The organism is Tenacibaculum bernardetii (assembly GCF_029125915.1).
Taxonomy (GTDB): Bacteria; Bacteroidota; Bacteroidia; order Flavobacteriales; family Flavobacteriaceae; genus Polaribacter; species Polaribacter bernardetii.
This window is the reverse complement of sequence record NZ_JAQJCU010000005.1, coordinates 22,999-41,407: the sequence shown is the minus strand read 5'-3', so window position 1 is coordinate 41,407 and position 18,409 is coordinate 22,999. Positions and strand designations below refer to the sequence as shown.

16 protein-coding genes are annotated in these 18,409 nt (G+C 29.9%); 6 read left to right on the top strand and 10 right to left on the bottom strand.

Annotation, left to right across the window (positions count from 1 at the left end):
• The gene (locus P2G10_RS05445) at window positions 1-1,329 is read left to right on the top strand and encodes a sensor histidine kinase (protein ID WP_275315550.1); all 1,329 of its coding nucleotides are present in this window, start codon (window positions 1-3) and stop codon (window positions 1,327-1,329) included.
• 561 nt (window positions 1,330-1,890) lie between these two features.
• Window positions 1,891-2,304, top strand: a complete 414-nt coding sequence (locus tag P2G10_RS05440; protein ID WP_275315549.1) for a helix-turn-helix transcriptional regulator — start codon at window positions 1,891-1,893, stop codon at window positions 2,302-2,304.
• A gap of 790 nt (window positions 2,305-3,094) precedes the next feature.
• Here P2G10_RS05440 and fabG read toward each other — a convergent pair.
• The 9 genes from fabG to P2G10_RS05395 form a co-directional block, all read right to left on the bottom strand.
• The gene (gene fabG / locus P2G10_RS05435; protein WP_275315548.1) at window positions 3,095-3,841 is read right to left on the bottom strand and encodes a 3-oxoacyl-[acyl-carrier-protein] reductase; all 747 of its coding nucleotides are present in this window, start codon (window positions 3,839-3,841) and stop codon (window positions 3,095-3,097) included.
• A 95-nt stretch (window positions 3,842-3,936) separates the two neighbouring features.
• Entirely contained in the window at window positions 3,937-6,906 is a 2,970-nt protein-coding gene (locus P2G10_RS05430) for a M16 family metallopeptidase (RefSeq protein WP_275315547.1), read from the bottom strand.
• Window positions 6,907-7,009: 103 nt separating this feature from the next.
• On the bottom strand, window positions 7,010-7,885 hold the full coding sequence (gene sucD, locus P2G10_RS05425; RefSeq protein ID WP_218772562.1) for a succinate--CoA ligase subunit alpha: 876 nt from the start codon (window positions 7,883-7,885) through the stop codon (window positions 7,010-7,012).
• 65 nt (window positions 7,886-7,950) lie between these two features.
• Entirely contained in the window at window positions 7,951-8,877 is a 927-nt protein-coding gene (locus P2G10_RS05420; RefSeq protein ID WP_275315546.1) for a UDP-3-O-(3-hydroxymyristoyl)glucosamine N-acyltransferase, read from the bottom strand.
• Window positions 8,878-8,913: 36 nt separating this feature from the next.
• Window positions 8,914-9,480, bottom strand: a complete 567-nt coding sequence (gene efp / locus P2G10_RS05415) for an elongation factor P (protein WP_275315545.1) — start codon at window positions 9,478-9,480, stop codon at window positions 8,914-8,916.
• 64 nt (window positions 9,481-9,544) lie between these two features.
• Complete coding sequence (lpxA, locus tag P2G10_RS05410; protein WP_218772565.1) at window positions 9,545-10,330, bottom strand: acyl-ACP--UDP-N-acetylglucosamine O-acyltransferase; 786 nt, start codon at window positions 10,328-10,330, stop codon at window positions 9,545-9,547.
• A gap of 3 nt (window positions 10,331-10,333) precedes the next feature.
• Entirely contained in the window at window positions 10,334-11,725 is a 1,392-nt protein-coding gene (locus tag P2G10_RS05405) for a bifunctional UDP-3-O-[3-hydroxymyristoyl] N-acetylglucosamine deacetylase/3-hydroxyacyl-ACP dehydratase (protein WP_218772566.1), read from the bottom strand.
• Window positions 11,718-12,758, bottom strand: coding sequence for a UDP-3-O-(3-hydroxymyristoyl)glucosamine N-acyltransferase (gene lpxD, locus P2G10_RS05400; RefSeq protein ID WP_275315544.1), 1,041 nt, complete (start codon window positions 12,756-12,758; stop codon window positions 11,718-11,720). Before lpxD ends, P2G10_RS05405 begins: the two co-directional genes overlap by 8 nt.
• Before the next feature lie 56 nt (window positions 12,759-12,814).
• The gene (locus P2G10_RS05395; RefSeq protein WP_275315543.1) at window positions 12,815-14,053 is read right to left on the bottom strand and encodes an HD domain-containing protein; all 1,239 of its coding nucleotides are present in this window, start codon (window positions 14,051-14,053) and stop codon (window positions 12,815-12,817) included.
• 150 nt (window positions 14,054-14,203) lie between these two features.
• On the opposite strand from P2G10_RS05395, the gene porX reads away from it, so the two are divergent.
• Genes porX through P2G10_RS05375 form a run of 4 tightly spaced genes read left to right on the top strand, consistent with a single transcriptional unit; the run spans window position 14,204 to window position 17,816 of the window.
• The gene (porX, locus tag P2G10_RS05390; protein WP_275315698.1) at window positions 14,204-15,751 is read left to right on the top strand and encodes a T9SS response regulator signal transducer PorX; all 1,548 of its coding nucleotides are present in this window, start codon (window positions 14,204-14,206) and stop codon (window positions 15,749-15,751) included.
• A 38-nt stretch (window positions 15,752-15,789) separates the two neighbouring features.
• The gene (tsaE, locus tag P2G10_RS05385; RefSeq protein ID WP_218772569.1) at window positions 15,790-16,203 is read left to right on the top strand and encodes a tRNA (adenosine(37)-N6)-threonylcarbamoyltransferase complex ATPase subunit type 1 TsaE; all 414 of its coding nucleotides are present in this window, start codon (window positions 15,790-15,792) and stop codon (window positions 16,201-16,203) included.
• Window positions 16,204-16,208: 5 nt separating this feature from the next.
• The gene (locus P2G10_RS05380) at window positions 16,209-17,405 is read left to right on the top strand and encodes an alanine dehydrogenase (protein WP_218772570.1); all 1,197 of its coding nucleotides are present in this window, start codon (window positions 16,209-16,211) and stop codon (window positions 17,403-17,405) included.
• A 39-nt stretch (window positions 17,406-17,444) separates the two neighbouring features.
• The gene (locus P2G10_RS05375; protein ID WP_275315542.1) at window positions 17,445-17,816 is read left to right on the top strand and encodes a DUF4258 domain-containing protein; all 372 of its coding nucleotides are present in this window, start codon (window positions 17,445-17,447) and stop codon (window positions 17,814-17,816) included.
• Here P2G10_RS05375 and P2G10_RS05370 read toward each other — a convergent pair.
• Window positions 17,813-18,406, bottom strand: coding sequence for a YdeI/OmpD-associated family protein (locus P2G10_RS05370; RefSeq protein ID WP_275315541.1), 594 nt, complete (start codon window positions 18,404-18,406; stop codon window positions 17,813-17,815). The two genes, P2G10_RS05375 and P2G10_RS05370, sit on opposite strands and share 4 nt — an antisense overlap.
• Window positions 18,407-18,409 lie beyond the last annotated feature (3 nt).

Below are 18,409 nucleotides of genomic sequence, written 5' to 3'. Positions count from 1 at the left end.
ATGGGAAAACCTCAATTTATTCAAATTCTTATTAGAGTTTTACTATTGATAGCAAACGGAATTCTAGTTTTTTTCACCTATTTAAACGGATACTCAATTAACGCTATTGGGTTTTCCTTTTTGTTTATTTTTCAACTATTTTTATTTTTTGATTATTTAAAACAACTGTTTACTGATATCGAAAAATCGATAGACTGTTTATTACATGATGATTATTCGAATACTTTTTCATCTAAAAAAAGAGAAAATCCGTTACATAACAAAACTGCTTTATTATTAGAAAAAAACCGAAAGAAAAGTCTTTTAAAAACTTCTGAAGCGTTAATTCTTACCAATATTATAGAAAGTTTAAGTACAGGTGTTCTTATTTTAAGAAAAGACACGAATCTACAAATTGAAGTATTTCAAATTAATAAAGCGTTTACCGAATTTTTAAAAATACCTAAGTTTTATAATTGGAATTTACTGAAAGTTAAACTAGGTAACCTCGCTAACTTTATAGCTAAATGGGAAGAGGTTAAACATACTATTAGTATTGATGTAAACGATATTAAAGAAAGTTTTTTCTTAAAAACCTCGGTTACACAAACCAATCAATATGAGTATTTAATTATTTCATTAGAAACTATTCAGCAATTAATTGATAAAAAAGAAAAAGAAGCTTGGTATAAATTAATGAATGTAATGTCTCACGAAATAATTAATACCATTACTCCTATTAGTAGTTTAGCCGAAAATTTAGATTCACTTTTACAAGAAGATCAAACTGATGAAGAAACAATACAAGAGTTATCGCAAGGATTGCAAATAATTAAACGTCGTTCATACCATTTAACATCTTTTGTAGATACTTATAGAAAGTTAGCTGAATTGCCTTTGCCGCAAAAAGCAGAAGTAGATCTTACTAAAATTATTAAAAATACTTTAGCGCTTTTTCAACAAGAATTTTTATCTCAAAAAATACATATAGAGTTCGATGTTTCTAAAAAGATAATTATAAATGCTGATAAACAACAAATAGAACAAGTACTTATAAATTTACTATCTAATTGTTTGTATGCTTTAGTGGCTATTGAAAATCCAAAAATCACAATTAAATTACATCAAGAAAATAACCGAATAAACTTATCTGTTATAGATAACGGTATTGGTATTTCTAATGATATTAAAGACAACATCTTTATTCCATATTTTACAACCCGAAAAGACGGTTCTGGAATTGGCTTAACTTTAAGTAAAAGTATTATGGAAGCTCACAACGGAACAATTCGGTTTGTATCACATACAAATGAGACTTGTTTTAAATTAACTTTTTTAAATAATAAGTAATTTACAATTGTAAACTAACTATTTATTGATATTTAATTTTAGATAATCCAATTTGTATTTATTTATAAACTAAAATACATTAGTGATGTTTACAATTGTAATTAAGAGATACAACCTTATTATCATGCTATTTTAGGTATATATATCTTAAATGCGGTGGTTTATTTCTTAATTGACGGATAACACTTGTATATATAGCATAACTCTTCTTTAAACCTCTTAAAACCTGCACACTTGTCGATTTATAAGAGCTATAATTCTATTTATAGGTTATTACACAGCCATCTTTTACATGAATAATTAAATTATTTACATATGTAAACAAGTGTTTATAAATGTGCTTAATGGATTCTTCAGTAACAGCTACCTAATCCATGGAAACTATTGAAAATCTCTATACAACACGATTAAGTATTTGTTTTTTAGTGATTTAACGTGTTTTACCTAGAGTTTTAATTAAGCATAATAGAGTGTATTAACTTGTTCTATTAAATTTTTACATCAATTTACATTTGTGTATCTTTACAATTCATACATATAATTTACAATTGTAACCTATTTATGGATTTACTTACTCGATTAAAAGAAATAATTGCTCATTACGATTTAACATCGTCAACTTTTGCGGATACTATAGAAGTGCCACGCTCTAGCATATCTCACCTTTTGTCGGGCAGAAACAAACCTAGTTTAGATTTTGTTATGAAAGTGGTTGATAAATTTCCAGAAGTAGATTTGTACTGGTTGTTATATAATGAAGGATCTTTTCCTAAGAAAGAAAAAGAAATCGCTATTGAAAAATCAACAGTACATATTAAAGACGAAAAAGAAGCACCTTCTCTATTTTCTAAAAAAGCGGTATCCGAAGAAGAACCTGTAATTAATTCAAATACGCAATTCTCAGCAAGCACTAAAAAACTACGAAAAGTTGTTCTTTTATATACTGACGGAAGTTTTGAAGAGTTTAACCAATAATCTTATTTATATTGATAAATAAAATAGTAGATATCTTAATATAATAAATTATTTATATAGGAGTAGATTATAATAGAATTCTTGAAATCATAGCTAAAATAATTGATAGAGATAATGAAGAATCCAAATTTCAACATCTTAATTCCGAAAGAATTCAATTAATAATTAGAAAACTTTCATTATATGGATGGTATATTGATGATTTCTCTAAGGAGTCAAACGTAAAATTCAATGATTGTTTAAAGTTTATATATAATAATTTCCCTGAAAAACTAGATATTTATTTATCTAATTACTATAATAATAGAATCAATGACATAGAAAAAAATCTTAAATTAAAATATCCCAAAAGAGAATACATAATTTCTGAAGCTTTTACTTGCCATAAGAATAAATTATATCATTCTTCAATTTGTTTATTTATTACATTAATAGATGGTATTTGTGATGATCTTTTCGATGCTAAGTTTTTCTTAAATAAAAATGACTTACCCCAAATTAAAATTAAATTAGAAGAAAAAAAAATGAGTTATTCTGATTTCCTTTTATCTCCTGTTAAAAATAAAGGAGTAGTTAATGGATGCGAACAGGAATTATATAAATCCCCTGTTAAACTTAATAGGCATGCAATTATTCACGGTAAAGATGTAAATTATGGCAATGAGATTAATTCATTAAAGTTAATTTCAATGTTATCTTATATTGATTATATCTTAACTCAATTTAACCAATAAAAAAAGCAGCGATTTAAAATTGCTGCTTTTTTTCAATATTATAATGATCTATATTACTATGTTAACATTCCTCCATCTACAGATAAAGTTTGTCCTGTAATATAAGAACTCATATCAGAAGCTAAAAATACGCAAGCGTTTGCAATATCTTTTGGTGATCCACCTCTTTTTAAAGGGATTTCATTACGCCATCCTTCAACTACTTTTTCATCTAATTTAGCCGTCATTTCAGTTTCAATAAATCCAGGAGCAACTACGTTACTTCTAATATTTCTTGAACCTAACTCTAATGCTACAGATTTAGAAAACCCTAAAATACCAGCTTTTGATGCTGCATAATTTGCCTGACCTGCATTACCTTTTAATCCAACTACAGAACTCATGTTTATAATAGAACCTGAACGTTGTTTCATCATCGGACGAATAACTGCTTTGGTTAAATTAAAAACCGATTTTAAATTAACTTCAATTACTTTATCAAAATCTGTTTCAGAGATACGCATCAACAAATTATCTTTAGTAATACCAGCGTTATTTACTAATACATCAATCGTTTTAAATTCTTCTAAAACATTTTTTGCTAATTCTTGCGCCGCATCAAAATCTGCAGCATTCGATTGGTATCCTTTTGCTTTTACACCTAAACTTGTTAATTCATTTTCTAAAGCATTTGCTGCTTCAACAGATGAACTATAAGTAAATGCAATGTTACACCCTTGATTTGCAAATTCTAAAGCAATTCCTCTTCCGATTCCTCTTGTTGCTCCAGTAATTATTGCTGTTTTATTTTCTAAAAGTTTCATTTATTAGTTGTTTTTAATAAGCCAAATATAAAAAGAAAAATCCTGCTAAAGAATACTCTTTAACAGGATTTTGTATTTATTAAGTATTTAAATAATTAAGATTTAATCTTTTTTTCATTTACATAATTAAATAAGTAGTCTACATCTAACTCTTTAATCTTACCTAACTTTTGTAAAGACTCTACATTTAAGTCTTTTTTATTACCAATTACCATAACATTGTAAGATTCACCTTTTACATTTTTATCAAAAAATGCTTTTAAATCTTCCATTTTCATGTTCTTAATGGTATTGTACATTGCTTCTCTATGATCGTTTTCGATACCTCTTTTCTTTAAACCTTCGTAAGTCCAAAAAATGTTTGATTTCGTAATACGTTGTGCTGCTAACTTTTTTAAAGTTGATTCTTTTGCTGCATTAAATTGCTTTTCAGCCTCTGGCATATTGTTCATTAAATCCATCATAGCATCTACAGCTTGCTCTAATTTATTAGCTTGCGTACCTACATATGCCATAACATAATTAGAATCTCCTTTTTTAGATGCATTACTATATGATGCGAATGCAGAGTATGCTAATGATTTAGATTCTCTAATTTCTTGAAAAACGATTGATGATAATCCGCTTCCAAAATAGGTATTAAACAATGTTGAAGCTGCTAAGTTTTCTGCTTTAAAAGGTTCTCCTTTTGCTAAAAACATTAATTCAGTTTGTACCATATCATAATCTGTAAAGAAAACATTACCACCAGTTTCAGTTTCTTTGTATTCTTTTGCTACTGGGTACTCTTTTAATTCACCATATAATTTATGGTTTTCATTTAAAGAAGTTACCGCAGCATTTACATCTTTACCGTAATAAAAAATACGTTGCTTATAGTTTTTCATGTCTTTAACTATTGCAACTAACTCTTCAGGATTTACAGCTTTTAACTCATCTATTTGCATGATATCTCTTAATCTTGAGTTTTCACCATACTTACCATAGTTCATTAAACCTGTAAATAAAATATTTCCTTTTTGAGTTTTTCCATCTTCACGACCTTTCTGAATTTGAGCTACATATTTATCATACGCTTCAGGATCTGCTTTTGCATTGTCCCATAAATGTTCTAATAACTCTAACCCTTTAGATAAGTTTTCTTTTAATCCATTTAAACCTACATATGTTTTATCGTTACCGGCACTTACGTAATAAGAAATACCTAATTTATAAAACTCTTTTTTAATTTCTTCATTCGTATATTTATCTGTACCAACATATTCTAAATATCCTGCAGCTAAAGATAATTTCTTATCATTATCGCTACCCATATCAAAAATAATATTCATATCAAATAAATCATTATTTTTATTTTCTACATAAGAAACTTTAATTCCGTTTTCAGTTTTAGTTTCTTTAATAGCTGTTTTATAATCTACAAATTTAGGTTGTAATGGCGCAGATTTCGTTTTATTAAATTCGGTAATAAATTCAGAACTTTTACCTCTATTTAAATTTACTGGTGTAATACCAGGATTAGAAACTTTTACTATATTCTTATCTTCACCTTTACGTTTATAAGTTACCACGTAATTATTTTGATAAAATTTATTTGCAAAATCAACTAACTCTTGTTTAGTAATCTTTTTTAAATCATCTAAAAATTTTACTTTATCATCCCAATTTTCGTGGTGAATAAAAGCATTAAAATAAGCAGAAGCTAAAGCAGTGTTGTTTTCATACTGACGTGTTTGACTTAATTTTAAATCATTTACAACAGCATCAATCATCCATTCATCAAATTCTCCCTTCTTTAATTTTTCAATTTGTGCTAATAATAAGTCTTTAACTTCATCTAAAGTTTGACCCGATTTAGGTGCACCTGAAAAAGAATGATATCCGTAATCATTTAAAAAAGTTGGAGAACAACCAGCATATTGCACAGCTTGCTTTTGATTTAAATTTAAATCGATTAAACCAGCATTACCGTTTGCCATAATCATATCACAAAGTGTTACAAACTTCTCATCTTCTGTATTTACACCACCAGAACGGTATGCTATAGAAATACTTTCTGATGTTGGTCCGAAAACTTCGCTCATAATAGGAGTTGTAATCGCTTCTTCTTTTGGTAATGTTGGATGTGTTAATTCTTTCTTTTCGAATTTACCAAAAGTAGCATCGATTTGTTTTATGGTAGTATCAAAATCTAAATCACCTACTAAAACAATTGCCATATTATTTGGCACATAGTATTTATTAAAATAGTTATGAATATCAACCATTGAAGGGTTCTTCAAGTGAGCCGCTGTACCAATAGTAGACTGCTGTCCGTAAGGATGCTTTGGAAACAAATCTTTTAACATGGCAGCATAACGCTTTCTTCCGTCGTTATCCTGTCCTCTATTAAACTCTTCAAAAACAGCTTCTAATTCTGTATGAAATAAACGTAATACTAACGTGCTAAAACGCTCAGATTCTAAGTTTAACCACTTGTTTAATTCGTTTGCAGGTATTTTATTTTTATATACCGTTTCTTCAAACCAAGTATGTGCATTTGTACCTGTAGCTCCTAAAGATGATACCATTTTATCATATTCGTTAGCAATTGAATAATTAGATGCCTCTAAAGATATTTTATCTATCTCTTTATACAATGCTAATTTTTTATCAGCATCTTTTTCTGCTCTATGCTTTTCATATAAGTTAGAAATAGTATCTAAATAATCTTTTTCTTTCTCCCATTCTGCAGTACCTATTTTATGAGTTCCTTTAAAAACCATGTGCTCCAAATAATGTGCTAATCCTGTTGATTCTTTAGGATCGTAATTAGAACCTGCACGAACAGCAATATAGGTTTGAATTTTTGGTTCATCCGTATTTTTACTTAAATATACTTTTAAACCATTGTTTAAAGTATATAAACGTAAGCCTGTTGGATCGTTTGTTACCGTTTCGTAATTGTAACCGCTTGCATCGGCTTGTTGCTCGGTTTTAACTTCTTTTTCTGAAGGTTTAGTTTCCTTACATGCTATTGCAGTAGTAAGTAACATGCTAATAAATAGCAATTTAATTGTTTTCATATTTTTTAAAGTTTGATTAAATGTAAAAATCCGTTGAATTTACAAATTCAACGGATTCTTAAGAAATATATTTTAAAACTTTAACAGTTTTTTTACTGATAAATTATTTTGATAACACTTTTGCTACCATTTCACCAATCTTAGCTGGAGATTCAACAACATGAACTCCGTTTTCTGCTAAAATTTTCATTTTTGCTTGAGCAGTATCATCATCACCACCTACAATTGCACCTGCATGCCCCATTGTTCTACCAGCTGGTGCAGTTTGCCCTGCGATAAATCCAATAACTGGCTTACGGTTACCATCAGCTTTAATCCAACGAGCAGCTTCTGCTTCTAAGTTTCCACCGATTTCACCAATCATAACAATTGCTTCAGTTTCATCATCGTTCATTAATAACTCAACAGCTTCTTTCGTTGTAGTTCCAATAATTGGATCTCCACCAATACCAATTGCTGTAGTAATACCAAATCCTTGTTTTACAACTTGGTCAGCAGCTTCATATGTTAAAGTTCCTGATTTAGAAACGATACCTACTTTACCTTTTTTGAAGATAAAACCTGGCATAATACCAACTTTAGCTTCATCTGGAGTAATAACTCCTGGACAGTTAGGACCAACTAAAGTACAGTCTAACTGATCGATATAAGCTTTAACTTTTACCATATCAGCAGTAGGAATTCCTTCAGTAATACAAATAATTACTTTAATTCCTGCTTCAGCAGACTCCATAATAGCATCAGCAGCAAATGCTGGTGGTACAAAAATAATAGAAGTATCTGCTCCTACTTTTTGCACAGCTTCATCAACTGTATTAAAAACTGGTTTACCGATATGCTCTTGACCTCCTTTACCTGGTGTTACACCTCCTACGACATTTGTACCGTAATCGATCATTTGACCAGCGTGAAAAGTACCTTCACTACCTGTAAATCCTTGAACTATAATTTTTGAATCTTTATTTACTAAAACACTCATTGGTATATTTTTATTTAATTTTAAGCTTCACAAAAATAGTTTTTTGTAATCGATTTGTAAAGCTTTTATTTCTTTTTTTGTTCTCTAAGCAGATGTTTAATTCCTGCTAACTCTTTTAACTTTTCTCTTGATTCTGAAATTGGTGTACCAAAATACGATTTTCCTCCTGCTACAGATTTCGTAACCCCTGTTTGACCTAGAATAACAGCGCCTTTACCAATAGTAATTCCGCTATTGGTTCCTACTTGCCCCCAAATAGTAACTTCATCTTCAATAATAACACAACCCGCAATACCTGTTTGAGATGCGATTAAACATTTTTTACCGATAACCGTGTCATGACCAACATGTACTTGATTATCAATTTTTGTTCCTGCACCAATTGTAGTATCGCCTGTTACACCTTTATCTATCGTGCAAGAAGCTCCTAAATCTACATTATCCTCTAAAACAACTCTTCCTCCTGAAATTAATTTATCAAATCCTTCTGGTCTGTTTTTATAATAAAAAGCATCAGCTCCTAAAACAGTATTTGCATGAATTGTTACATTATTACCTATAACTGTATTACTATAAATAGTAACATTAGGATGAATTACACAGTTTTTACCTATAGAAACAGCATCTCCAATAAAAACATTTGGTTGAATAATTGTTCCTTCTCCTATAATTGCACTATCAGAAATACTTGCTTTTGATGCTATAAACGGATTAAAATGTTTGGTGATTTTATTAAAATCACGAAAAGGATCATCAGAAATTAATAAAGATTTTCCTTCAGGACAAGCTACTTCTTTATTGATTAAAATAGTGGTTGCCGCCGAGTTTAATGCTTTATCATAATATTTAGGATGATCTACAAAAACAATATCACCATGTTCTACAACATGAATTTCATTAATTCCTTTTACAGGAAAATTTTTATTACCTACAAACTCAACCTTTAATAAGGTTGCTATTTGTGCTAAGGTTTGTGTTTGTTTAAATTTCATTATAAAAAGAAATTCCCGCAAAAGCGGGAATTGTTATTATTCTTTAACTCTTTCTTGGTATGTTCCTTTGGTAGTTTCTACCTTTATTTTATCTCCTTCATTAATAAATAATGGTACATTTACAATTGCTCCCGACTCCATTGTTGCAGGTTTTGTAGCATTTGTAGCTGTGTTACCTTTTACACCTGGTTCTGTATGTGTAACTTCTAAAATTACACTTGCAGGCATATCTACAGATAAAGGCATATCGTCTTCAGAATTAATGATAATAGTTACCACTTCTCCTTCTTTCATTAAATCAGGTGAATCTAAAGCACTTTTCTCTAAGGTAATTTGAGTATAGTCTTCTTGATTCATAAAATGAAACGTTTCACCTTCTTTATATAAATATTGAAATTTATGTGTTTCAACTCTAACATCATCAATTTTTCTTCCTGAAGGAAAGGTATTATCAACAACTTTACCGTTGGTTACACTTTTTAATTTTGTTCTTACAAAAGCTGGTCCTTTTCCTGGTTTAACATGTAAAAATTCAACAACTTTATAAATATCGTTGTTGTATTTCATGCATAATCCGTTTTTAATATCTGATGTTGTAGCCATTCTTTAGTTTATTTTTATGTTGAAATAATTATTTACTAATTTTTCAACTATTTAATTTTTATGCTTAATTTGATTTAAAATATCCTTTCATAATTCCACGATGCGAATCTTTTATAAACTGAATAATTTCATCACGTTCAGAAGTTGCCTCCATTTCTGCTTCAATTATATCAATCGCTTGTGAGTAATTATAATTTTGCTGGAATAATATTCTATATATATCTTGAATTTCTCTGATTTTTTCTATTGCATATCCTCTTCTACGCAAACCAACAGAATTAATTCCTACGTATGATAATGGTTCACGAGCTGCTTTTACATATGGCGGAACATCTTTACGAACCAAAGACCCTCCAGTTACAAAAGCATGATTTCCTACTGATGCAAATTGGTGTACTGCAACCATACCTGCTAACACTACATTATCGCCAATAGTAACATGACCTGCTAAGGTGGTATTATTAGAAAAGATACAGTTTTCTCCAACAAAACAATCATGTGCAATATGGCAATACGCCATTATTAAACAATTATCTCCGATAATAGTTTTCATTCTATCAGAAGTTCCTCTGTTTATTGTAACACACTCTCTTATGGTAACATTGTCACCAATTACCACCGTTGTTTCTTCTTCTGCGAATTTTAAATCTTGAGGAATAGCAGAAATCACAGCCCCAGGAAAAATTTTGCAATTTTTACCGATACGAGCTCCTTCCATTATGGTAACGTTAGATCCTATCCATGTTCCAGAACCAATTTCTACATTAGAGTGTATAGTTGTAAAAGGTTCTATTACCACATTTCGAGCAATTTTTGCTTGTGGGTGTACGTATGCAAGTGGTTGATTCATAAACTATTGTTTTTTTGCTATTTGTGCCATTAATTCTGCTTCTGCTACAACTTTTCCGTTTGCATAAGCATACGCTTGCATATGACAAATACCTCTTCTAATAGGTGTTATCAATTCACATTTAAAAGTTAAAGTATCCCCTGGCAACACTTTTTGTTTAAACTTAACATTATTCATTTTCATGAAATATGTTAAATAATTTTCTGGATCTGGTACTGTATTTAATACTAATACACCACCACATTGAGCCATTGCTTCTACTTGTAAAACTCCTGGCATTACTGGTGCTCCTGGAAAATGACCAACAAAGAAATTTTCATTCATTGTTACATTTTTCATACCAACCACATGTTTATCTGATAACTCTAAAATTCTATCAATTAATAAAAATGGTGGTCTGTGAGGCAAAACATCCATTATTTGGTGAATATCCATTAATGGAGGCTGATTCAAGTCATATTTAGGAACGTTATTACGTTTCTCTAATTTAATGATTTTGGCTAGTTTCTTAGCAAAAACAGTGTTCACTAAATGGCCTGGTTTATTAGCTATAACTTTACCTCTAATACGAGTACCAACTAATGCTAAATCTCCAATTACGTCTAATAATTTATGACGTGCTGCTTCGTTTGCCCAATGTAATTCTAGATTATCTAAAATTCCGTTAGACTGTATTTTTATATCTTCTTTATTAAAAGCTTTCTTTAATTTTTCAGTAGTACTTGCAGATAATTCTTTATCAACATATACAATTGCATTATTTAAATCACCTCCTTTAATAAGGTTATGCTCTAATAACATTTCTATTTCATGTAAAAAACTAAAAGTTCTTGCTGCTGAAATATGTTCTTTAAAGTCTGAAATTTTATCTAAAGTTGCATTTTGAGTTCCTAAAATTTTAGTACCAAAATCAACCATTGTAGTTACTTGATACTCATCAGAAGGCATTAAGATAATTTCACTACCTGTAGCTTCATCCTTGTATGAAATAATTTCTTTTACAACATATTCTTCAATCGGTGCATCTTGCTCTACAATTACTGCTTCTTCTAATGCTTTAATAAAAAACTTTGAAGAACCATCCATAATTGGAGGCTCTGAAGCATCAATCTCAATAATTAAATTATCGATATCTAAACCTACAGCTGCCGCTAAAACATGCTCTGATGTTTGAATTTGCACACCTTTATTCTCAATGTTTGTTCCTCTTTGAGTATTGGTTACATATTCTGCTTTTGCTTGTATTATAGGTGAACCTTCTAAATCAACTCTTACAAATGCAAACCCGTGATTTATTGGAGCTGGTTTAAATACCATTGTTACTTCATTACCTGTATGCAATCCTACACCAGATAATGTAATTTCGTTTTGTATTGTTTTTTGTTGCTTACTCATTTTTTATTTTTTGAGCATTTAACTCTTTTTCAATTTTATATACTGTTGATGCTAGCTTTGGTAAATTTTTAAAATTAACGTATGATTTACTATAATCTGAATATCCAAATGCTGGTGTTCCTTGAACTACATCATTATCTTTTATACTTTTACCTATTCCTGATTGTGCTTGTATTCGTACATTATTACCTATTGTGATATGTCCAACAATACCAACCTGACCACCAATCATGCAACTCTCACCTATTTTTGCAGATCCTGCAATACCAGTTTGCGATGCTATTACGGTATTTTTACCTATTTCTACATTATGAGCAACCTGTATCTGGTTGTCTAGCTTTACTCCTTTTCTAATAATTGTAGCCCCTAATGTAGCTCTATCTATTGTTGAGTTTGCTCCGATATCAACATTATCTTCAATAATAACATTTCCTATTTGAGGTATCGTTGTATATTCACCGCTTTCGGTAGGTGCAAATCCAAATCCGTCTGAACCAATAACACTTCCAGAATGAATTTTACAATTCGATCCTATTTCAGTTTCTGAATAAATTTTTACTCCTGCAAAAATAGTCGTGTTATCTCCTATTTTTGAATTATCTCCAATATAAGAATTCGGATAAATTTTTACATTCTCTCCTAAAACAACGTTTTCTCCAATATAAGCAAAGGCTCCGATGTATTCATTTTCTCCTACAGATGCAGAATCAGCTATAAAATGCGGATTTTCTCTACCTTGTTTATTGTTTTTAACTTCATTATAAAACTCTAATAATTTAGAAAATGACGCATAAGCATCATCAACCTTAATTAAGGTTGTAGTTATTTCACTTCCTAATTCAAAGTTCTTGTTTACTATTGCGATACTTGCATTAGTAGTATATATGTATGAATTATATTTAGGATTAGATAAAAAAGTAAGAGAACCCTCTGTACCTTCTTCTATCTTCGATAATTTAGATACTTCTGCGTTAGAATCACCTACAATTTCTCCTTCTAATATACCCGCTATTTGTTCTGCTGTAAATTTCATTGAATGCAAAAGTAATTATTTTTGTTTAATTACCTCTAGTTAGAATTACTTAACAATTAAATTAAACTAGTTTTTTTAGGATAACATAAATAGTATTTTATAACTGGTTTAGATAAAGCCTTTAAATTTAGTTGATCAGAAGCTTTTGCGATATCTTTTAATTTGCCTTTTTTTGTGTAAATTTTTATAGGTTTATTAGTGTTATATGCTTGATGTTTTATTTTATTTGATAAAACAAAATAATTTAAATCCTCTTTCTCAATACCTTTATTTTCTGAAATCTTTTTGTAAATTTCATTTTTATACTTTTCTGTAAAGGCTTCATCTTGCATTTCTATCTTTAAAAGATTTCTATGAATAATCATTTTTGCTAAAGAAGAAAGTACAAAATCTTCATGATGCACCCATTCTTTTATTGCCGACATTACATCATAATCATCTAACTCCGAAAATATTTTTAATGTTTTATTGGTAAAATTACTTTCGGTTATTGGATTGTATAAAAAATGCTTCAAGGCACTTCCGGTAGGTAAATCAACTCCTTTTGTAGCTAATTCTTTGGCTCTTTTTAATACGTTTACTAGCGTGTTTTCGGCAACCAAACCTGTTTTATGCAAATAAACTTGCCAGTACATTAAACGACGCGCAATAATAAATTTTTCGACAGAATAAATTCCTTTTTGCTCTATAACTAATTCATCATTTACAACATTCATCATTGCAATTAAACGATCTGAAGAAATATTACCTTCGGTAACTCCTGTATAAAAACTATCTCTTTTTAAATAATCTAATCGATCAATATCTAATTGACTTGATATTAACTGGTATAAAAATTCTCTATGATATTTTCCTTCAAAAATTTGAATAGCCAAACTTAATTGCCCATCAAATTCATCATTTAAAACTCTCATAAATTTTAATGAAATCTCCTCGTGTGAAACGCCATTAACAATACTATGTTCTAAAGCATGAGAAAAAGCACCGTGACCAATATCATGTAATAAAATAGCTACATACAAAGCATTTGCTTCTTCATCCGAAATGGTTACATTTTTATTCCTTAATATGTATACTGCTTTTTGCATTAAATGCATACAGCCAATTGCGTGGTGAAAGCGCGTATGATTAGCACCGGGATACACCATACTAGATAACCCCATTTGTGTAACCCTTCTTAATCGTTGAAAATAAGGATGCTCTATAATATCAAATATTAAAGAATTTGGAATGGTTATAAAGCCGTAAATAGGATCGTTTATAATCTTTAATTTGTTCGTTTTCTGACTGTTCAAAATATCTTAATATTTCAATTTTAAACAAAAGAATCATAATTTATCTACAAAACCAAATTAACAAAAGCTTTATTAACGTATTTTTAGCTTTTAGATGTACAACAAATACATTTAAGAGCGTTAATTTAGTATAAAGACATGAAAATTATGATGAGAAATATAGATATACTTTGGGTTGATGATGAAATAGATTTATTAAAACCACACATTTTGTTTTTAGAAAAGAAAAATTATGTGGTAACAACATCTACAAATGGCGCTGATGCAATAGATTTAGTTGATGAACAAAATTTCGATATTGTTTTTTTAGATGAAAATATGCCAGGAATCACTGGTTTAGAAACACTGGCTGCCATCAAACAAAAAAACGCAAATCTTCCTGTGGTGATGATTACCAAAAGTGAAGAAGAATATATAATGGAAGAAGCTATAGGATCTAAAATAGCAGATTATTTAATAAAACCTGTAAATCCGAATCAGATATTATTAAGCTTAAAGAAAAACTTAGATCATTCTCGTTTAATCTCCGAAAAAACCACTTCTAATTATCAACAAGAGTTCAGAAAAATATCGATGGATTTAGCCATGGTAAATTCTTATGAAGAATGGGCAGAGTTATATAAAAAATTAGTGCATTGGGAATTAGAGTTAGAGAATATTAATGATACCGGAATGCTAGAGATTTTAGAATCTCAGAAATCAGAAGCGAATTCACAGTTTTTTAAATTCATCAAAAAAAATTATCAAAATTGGCTTACTAGTGATGATAAACCCACTTTTTCTCACACATTATTTAAAGACTATGTAGTTCCTACGCTATCAAAAGAGCAAGGAGTTTTATTGGTTGTTATTGATAATCTTCGTTACGATCAATATCGCGTTTTAGAGCCTTTTATCAATAATTATTATAAAAAAGAAGAGGAACATTCTTATTATAGTATTTTACCTACAGCAACACAATATGCTCGTAATGCTATTTTTTCTGGATTGATGCCTTCTGAAATGGAAAAAAAACATCCTGATTTTTGGAGAAATGACACAGATGAAGGTGGGAAAAACTTATTTGAGCCAGATTTTTTAGATGCTCAAATAAAAAGATTAAAATTAAACATTAAACACGAATATTATAAAATTGTATCACTTAAAAGTGGTAAAGAATTAGCAGATAACTATAACGGTACAAAACAAAATGATTTAACAGTGGTTGTTTATAATTTTGTTGACATGTTATCGCATGCTAAAACAGAAATGGAAGTTATTAAAGAGCTTGCTGGTGATGACAAGGCATATAGATCGTTGTCTGTTAGTTGGTTTAAAAACTCTCCTTTATATGATATTATTCAGAAAGCACAAAAACTGGGTCAAAAACTAATTATTACTACCGATCATGGTACTATAAATGCTAAAAACCCGACAAAAGTAGTTGGTGACAAAAACATCAGTTCTAATTTACGTTACAAAACAGGTAGGAGCTTAAGTTATGAAGACAAAGATGTGTTTGCTGTTAAGAATCCCAAAGATATCTTTTTACCTAGTATTGCTATAAATAGCCCGTTTATTTTTGCCAAAGAAGATTTGTTTTTTGCCTATCCTAATAATTATAATCATTTTGTAAAGTACTTTAAAAACACTTATCAGCATGGCGGTGTATCATTAGAAGAAGTAATTATTCCATGTGCTATATATAGTCCTAAATAATTTTATAAATATATTATAGTTTTCTATTTTTGCTTGCTATGAACAAAAATTATTCTTTAAACGAATTAACCCTAATAGCTGAAGACATTGTTAAAAATGCTCAGAATAAAGTATTGCTTTTTTATGGTGATATGGGTGTTGGTAAAACAACTTTAATAAAAGAAATTTGCAAAGTTTTGGGTGTCGAAGATGCTGCGCACTCACCTACTTTCTCTCTGGTAAACGAGTATCAAACAACTAATAGTGATATTGTTTATCATTTTGATTTTTATCGCATCGAACACGAAGAAGAAGCTTACGATATGGGCGTTGAAGATTATTTATATAGCAATAATTGGTGCCTAATTGAATGGCCTGAAAATGTTAAAAATTTACTACCTTTAGATGCTGTTACTGTAAAAATTAATCTTTTAGAGAACGGTCAACGTAATATCCAACTAACAAACAACTAGTAATAATGAGTTCTATTTCGCCTTTTACCAAAGAGCAATTAATGCCACAACCTGAAATGCTTGAAATAAAAAGACAAAAAGGCGAATTATTTATCGGCTTACCTAAAGAAACGCATTTTGAAGAAAAACGTATTAGTTTGTCTCCCGATGCTGTTTCTGCCTTAGTTGAAAACGGCCATAGAGTTGTTGTTGAAGCTGGCGCTGGTGATGGTGCTAATTATAGTGATAAAGAATATTCTGATGCTGGTGCTAAAATAGCCTACAATACAAAAGAAGCTTTTGGGTGTACTATTGTTTTAAAAGTAGCCCCTCCTTCTTTAGAGGAAATTAAAATGTTAAATCCGCAAACAGTTTTAATATCTGCATTGCAGCTCAAAACTCAAGATAAAAAATATTTTGAAGCTTTGGCTAATAAACGAATCACTGCTGTAGCTTTTGATTATATAAAAGACGAACACGGAGTGTACCCAATCGTAAAATCATTAAGTGAAATTGCGGGGATTGCTTCTATGCATATCGCAGCCGAATTAATGACAACATCTAACGGTGGTAATGGTTTATTATTAGGAAATATTGGTGGTGTTCCTCCTAGTGATGTAGTAATTTTAGGAGCAGGTACTGTTGGTGAATTCGCTGCACGTTCTGCTATCGGATTAGGAGCTCGTGTAAAAGTTTTTGATAATTCTATTACCAAATTAAGGAAATTACAACACTGTTTGCAATCTCCAATATACACCTCTACTGTTCAGCCCAAAACATTAACTAAAGCTTTAATGCGCTGTGATGTTGTTGTTGGTGCTATTAGAGGTAAAGAGCGCTCTCCTGTAATTGTTACAGAACACATGATTGAACAAATGAAAGATGGAGCCGTTATTGTTGATGTAAGTATTGATTGTGGTGGCTGTTTTGAAACTTCAAAAATTACTACACACAGTAAACCTACTTTTACACAACATGGTGTAATTCATTATTGTGTACCAAACATTCCTTCGCGATATGCACGTACTGCTTCGGTTTCTATTAGTAATATATTTACTCCATACCTATTGAATATTGCAGAAGAAGGCGGATTTGAAAATGCGGCTCGTTTTGATAGAAGTTTACGTAACGGAATGTATTTTTATCACGGAATTCTAACAAATAAAACGGTAGCTGATTGGTTTGACTTGCCTTATAGAGATATTAATTTATTGATTTTATAACCTGTTTTTTTCTTACTTTTGCGATCACAAAATTTTACTATGCAATTTTTAAAACGTTTTGGTTATTATGCAATCGGATTAGGTTTCGGTTCTTTAATTGTATTATTTATTTGGAAGGGTAAAGATGTTTCTTTCGATTATGGAATGGATGCGCGTACCTTAAAAACAATTCGTATTAGAAAAAGATTGCTTTCTGATAAAGCAGTACAGGTTTTAACAAATTCTGCTATTGATACTGCAACTGTTTCTGCTATTTTAAAGAATGGAGATGTTGATTTCGGTAAAAGTAAACCTCGTATAAAACCTTGTCCTGAGTACTTTATTACGGGAAAAGATAGCTTAAAACATATCGATTTATATGTTATTAGATGTGATTCTACCACAACTATTGATAAGATTACAATAAACTAGCAGTTTTTATATTTATCATGAAGTCCCATTCCTTTTAGAATCATAGGTGTAATTTTATCTAACCTTTTATACTTAGTTGTTTCTCGTTTTGCTTCAGAAATATAATTTGCATATTCTCTTTTTTTACTAAGTGAAAAATTAGCAAAACACGCTCTTAAAGCATCATCATCATCTAATGCCATTTGTAATTCAGTTGGAATTATTAACGGTTTAGTGTTTTTAATTGGTTTAAATTCTTTTCCGTTTTCAGAATTCTTAATAGCTTCTAATACATATTCCTTCACTAAAACTACATCAATTTTGTTTAATGCACAAAACTGCCATTGACGCATCGCATGTGTTTTTTCTTCTTGCGAATTTTTCAATACTTTTTTATCATCATTTAAAAACATTCCTTGAAAAAACCAAAGTCCACAATAATTTTTAAAAGCAGACAAACCCACAATGTTTTTATTTTTATAAACATAAACTGGAGCTCCCCATTTAATAGTTTCTTCTAATGATAATTCTAATAAAACAGAACGCAAGAGCTTTAACTCTTGCGTCCATTTATTTTTAGCGGTAATATAATCTAGTACTTTGGTATTCATTAG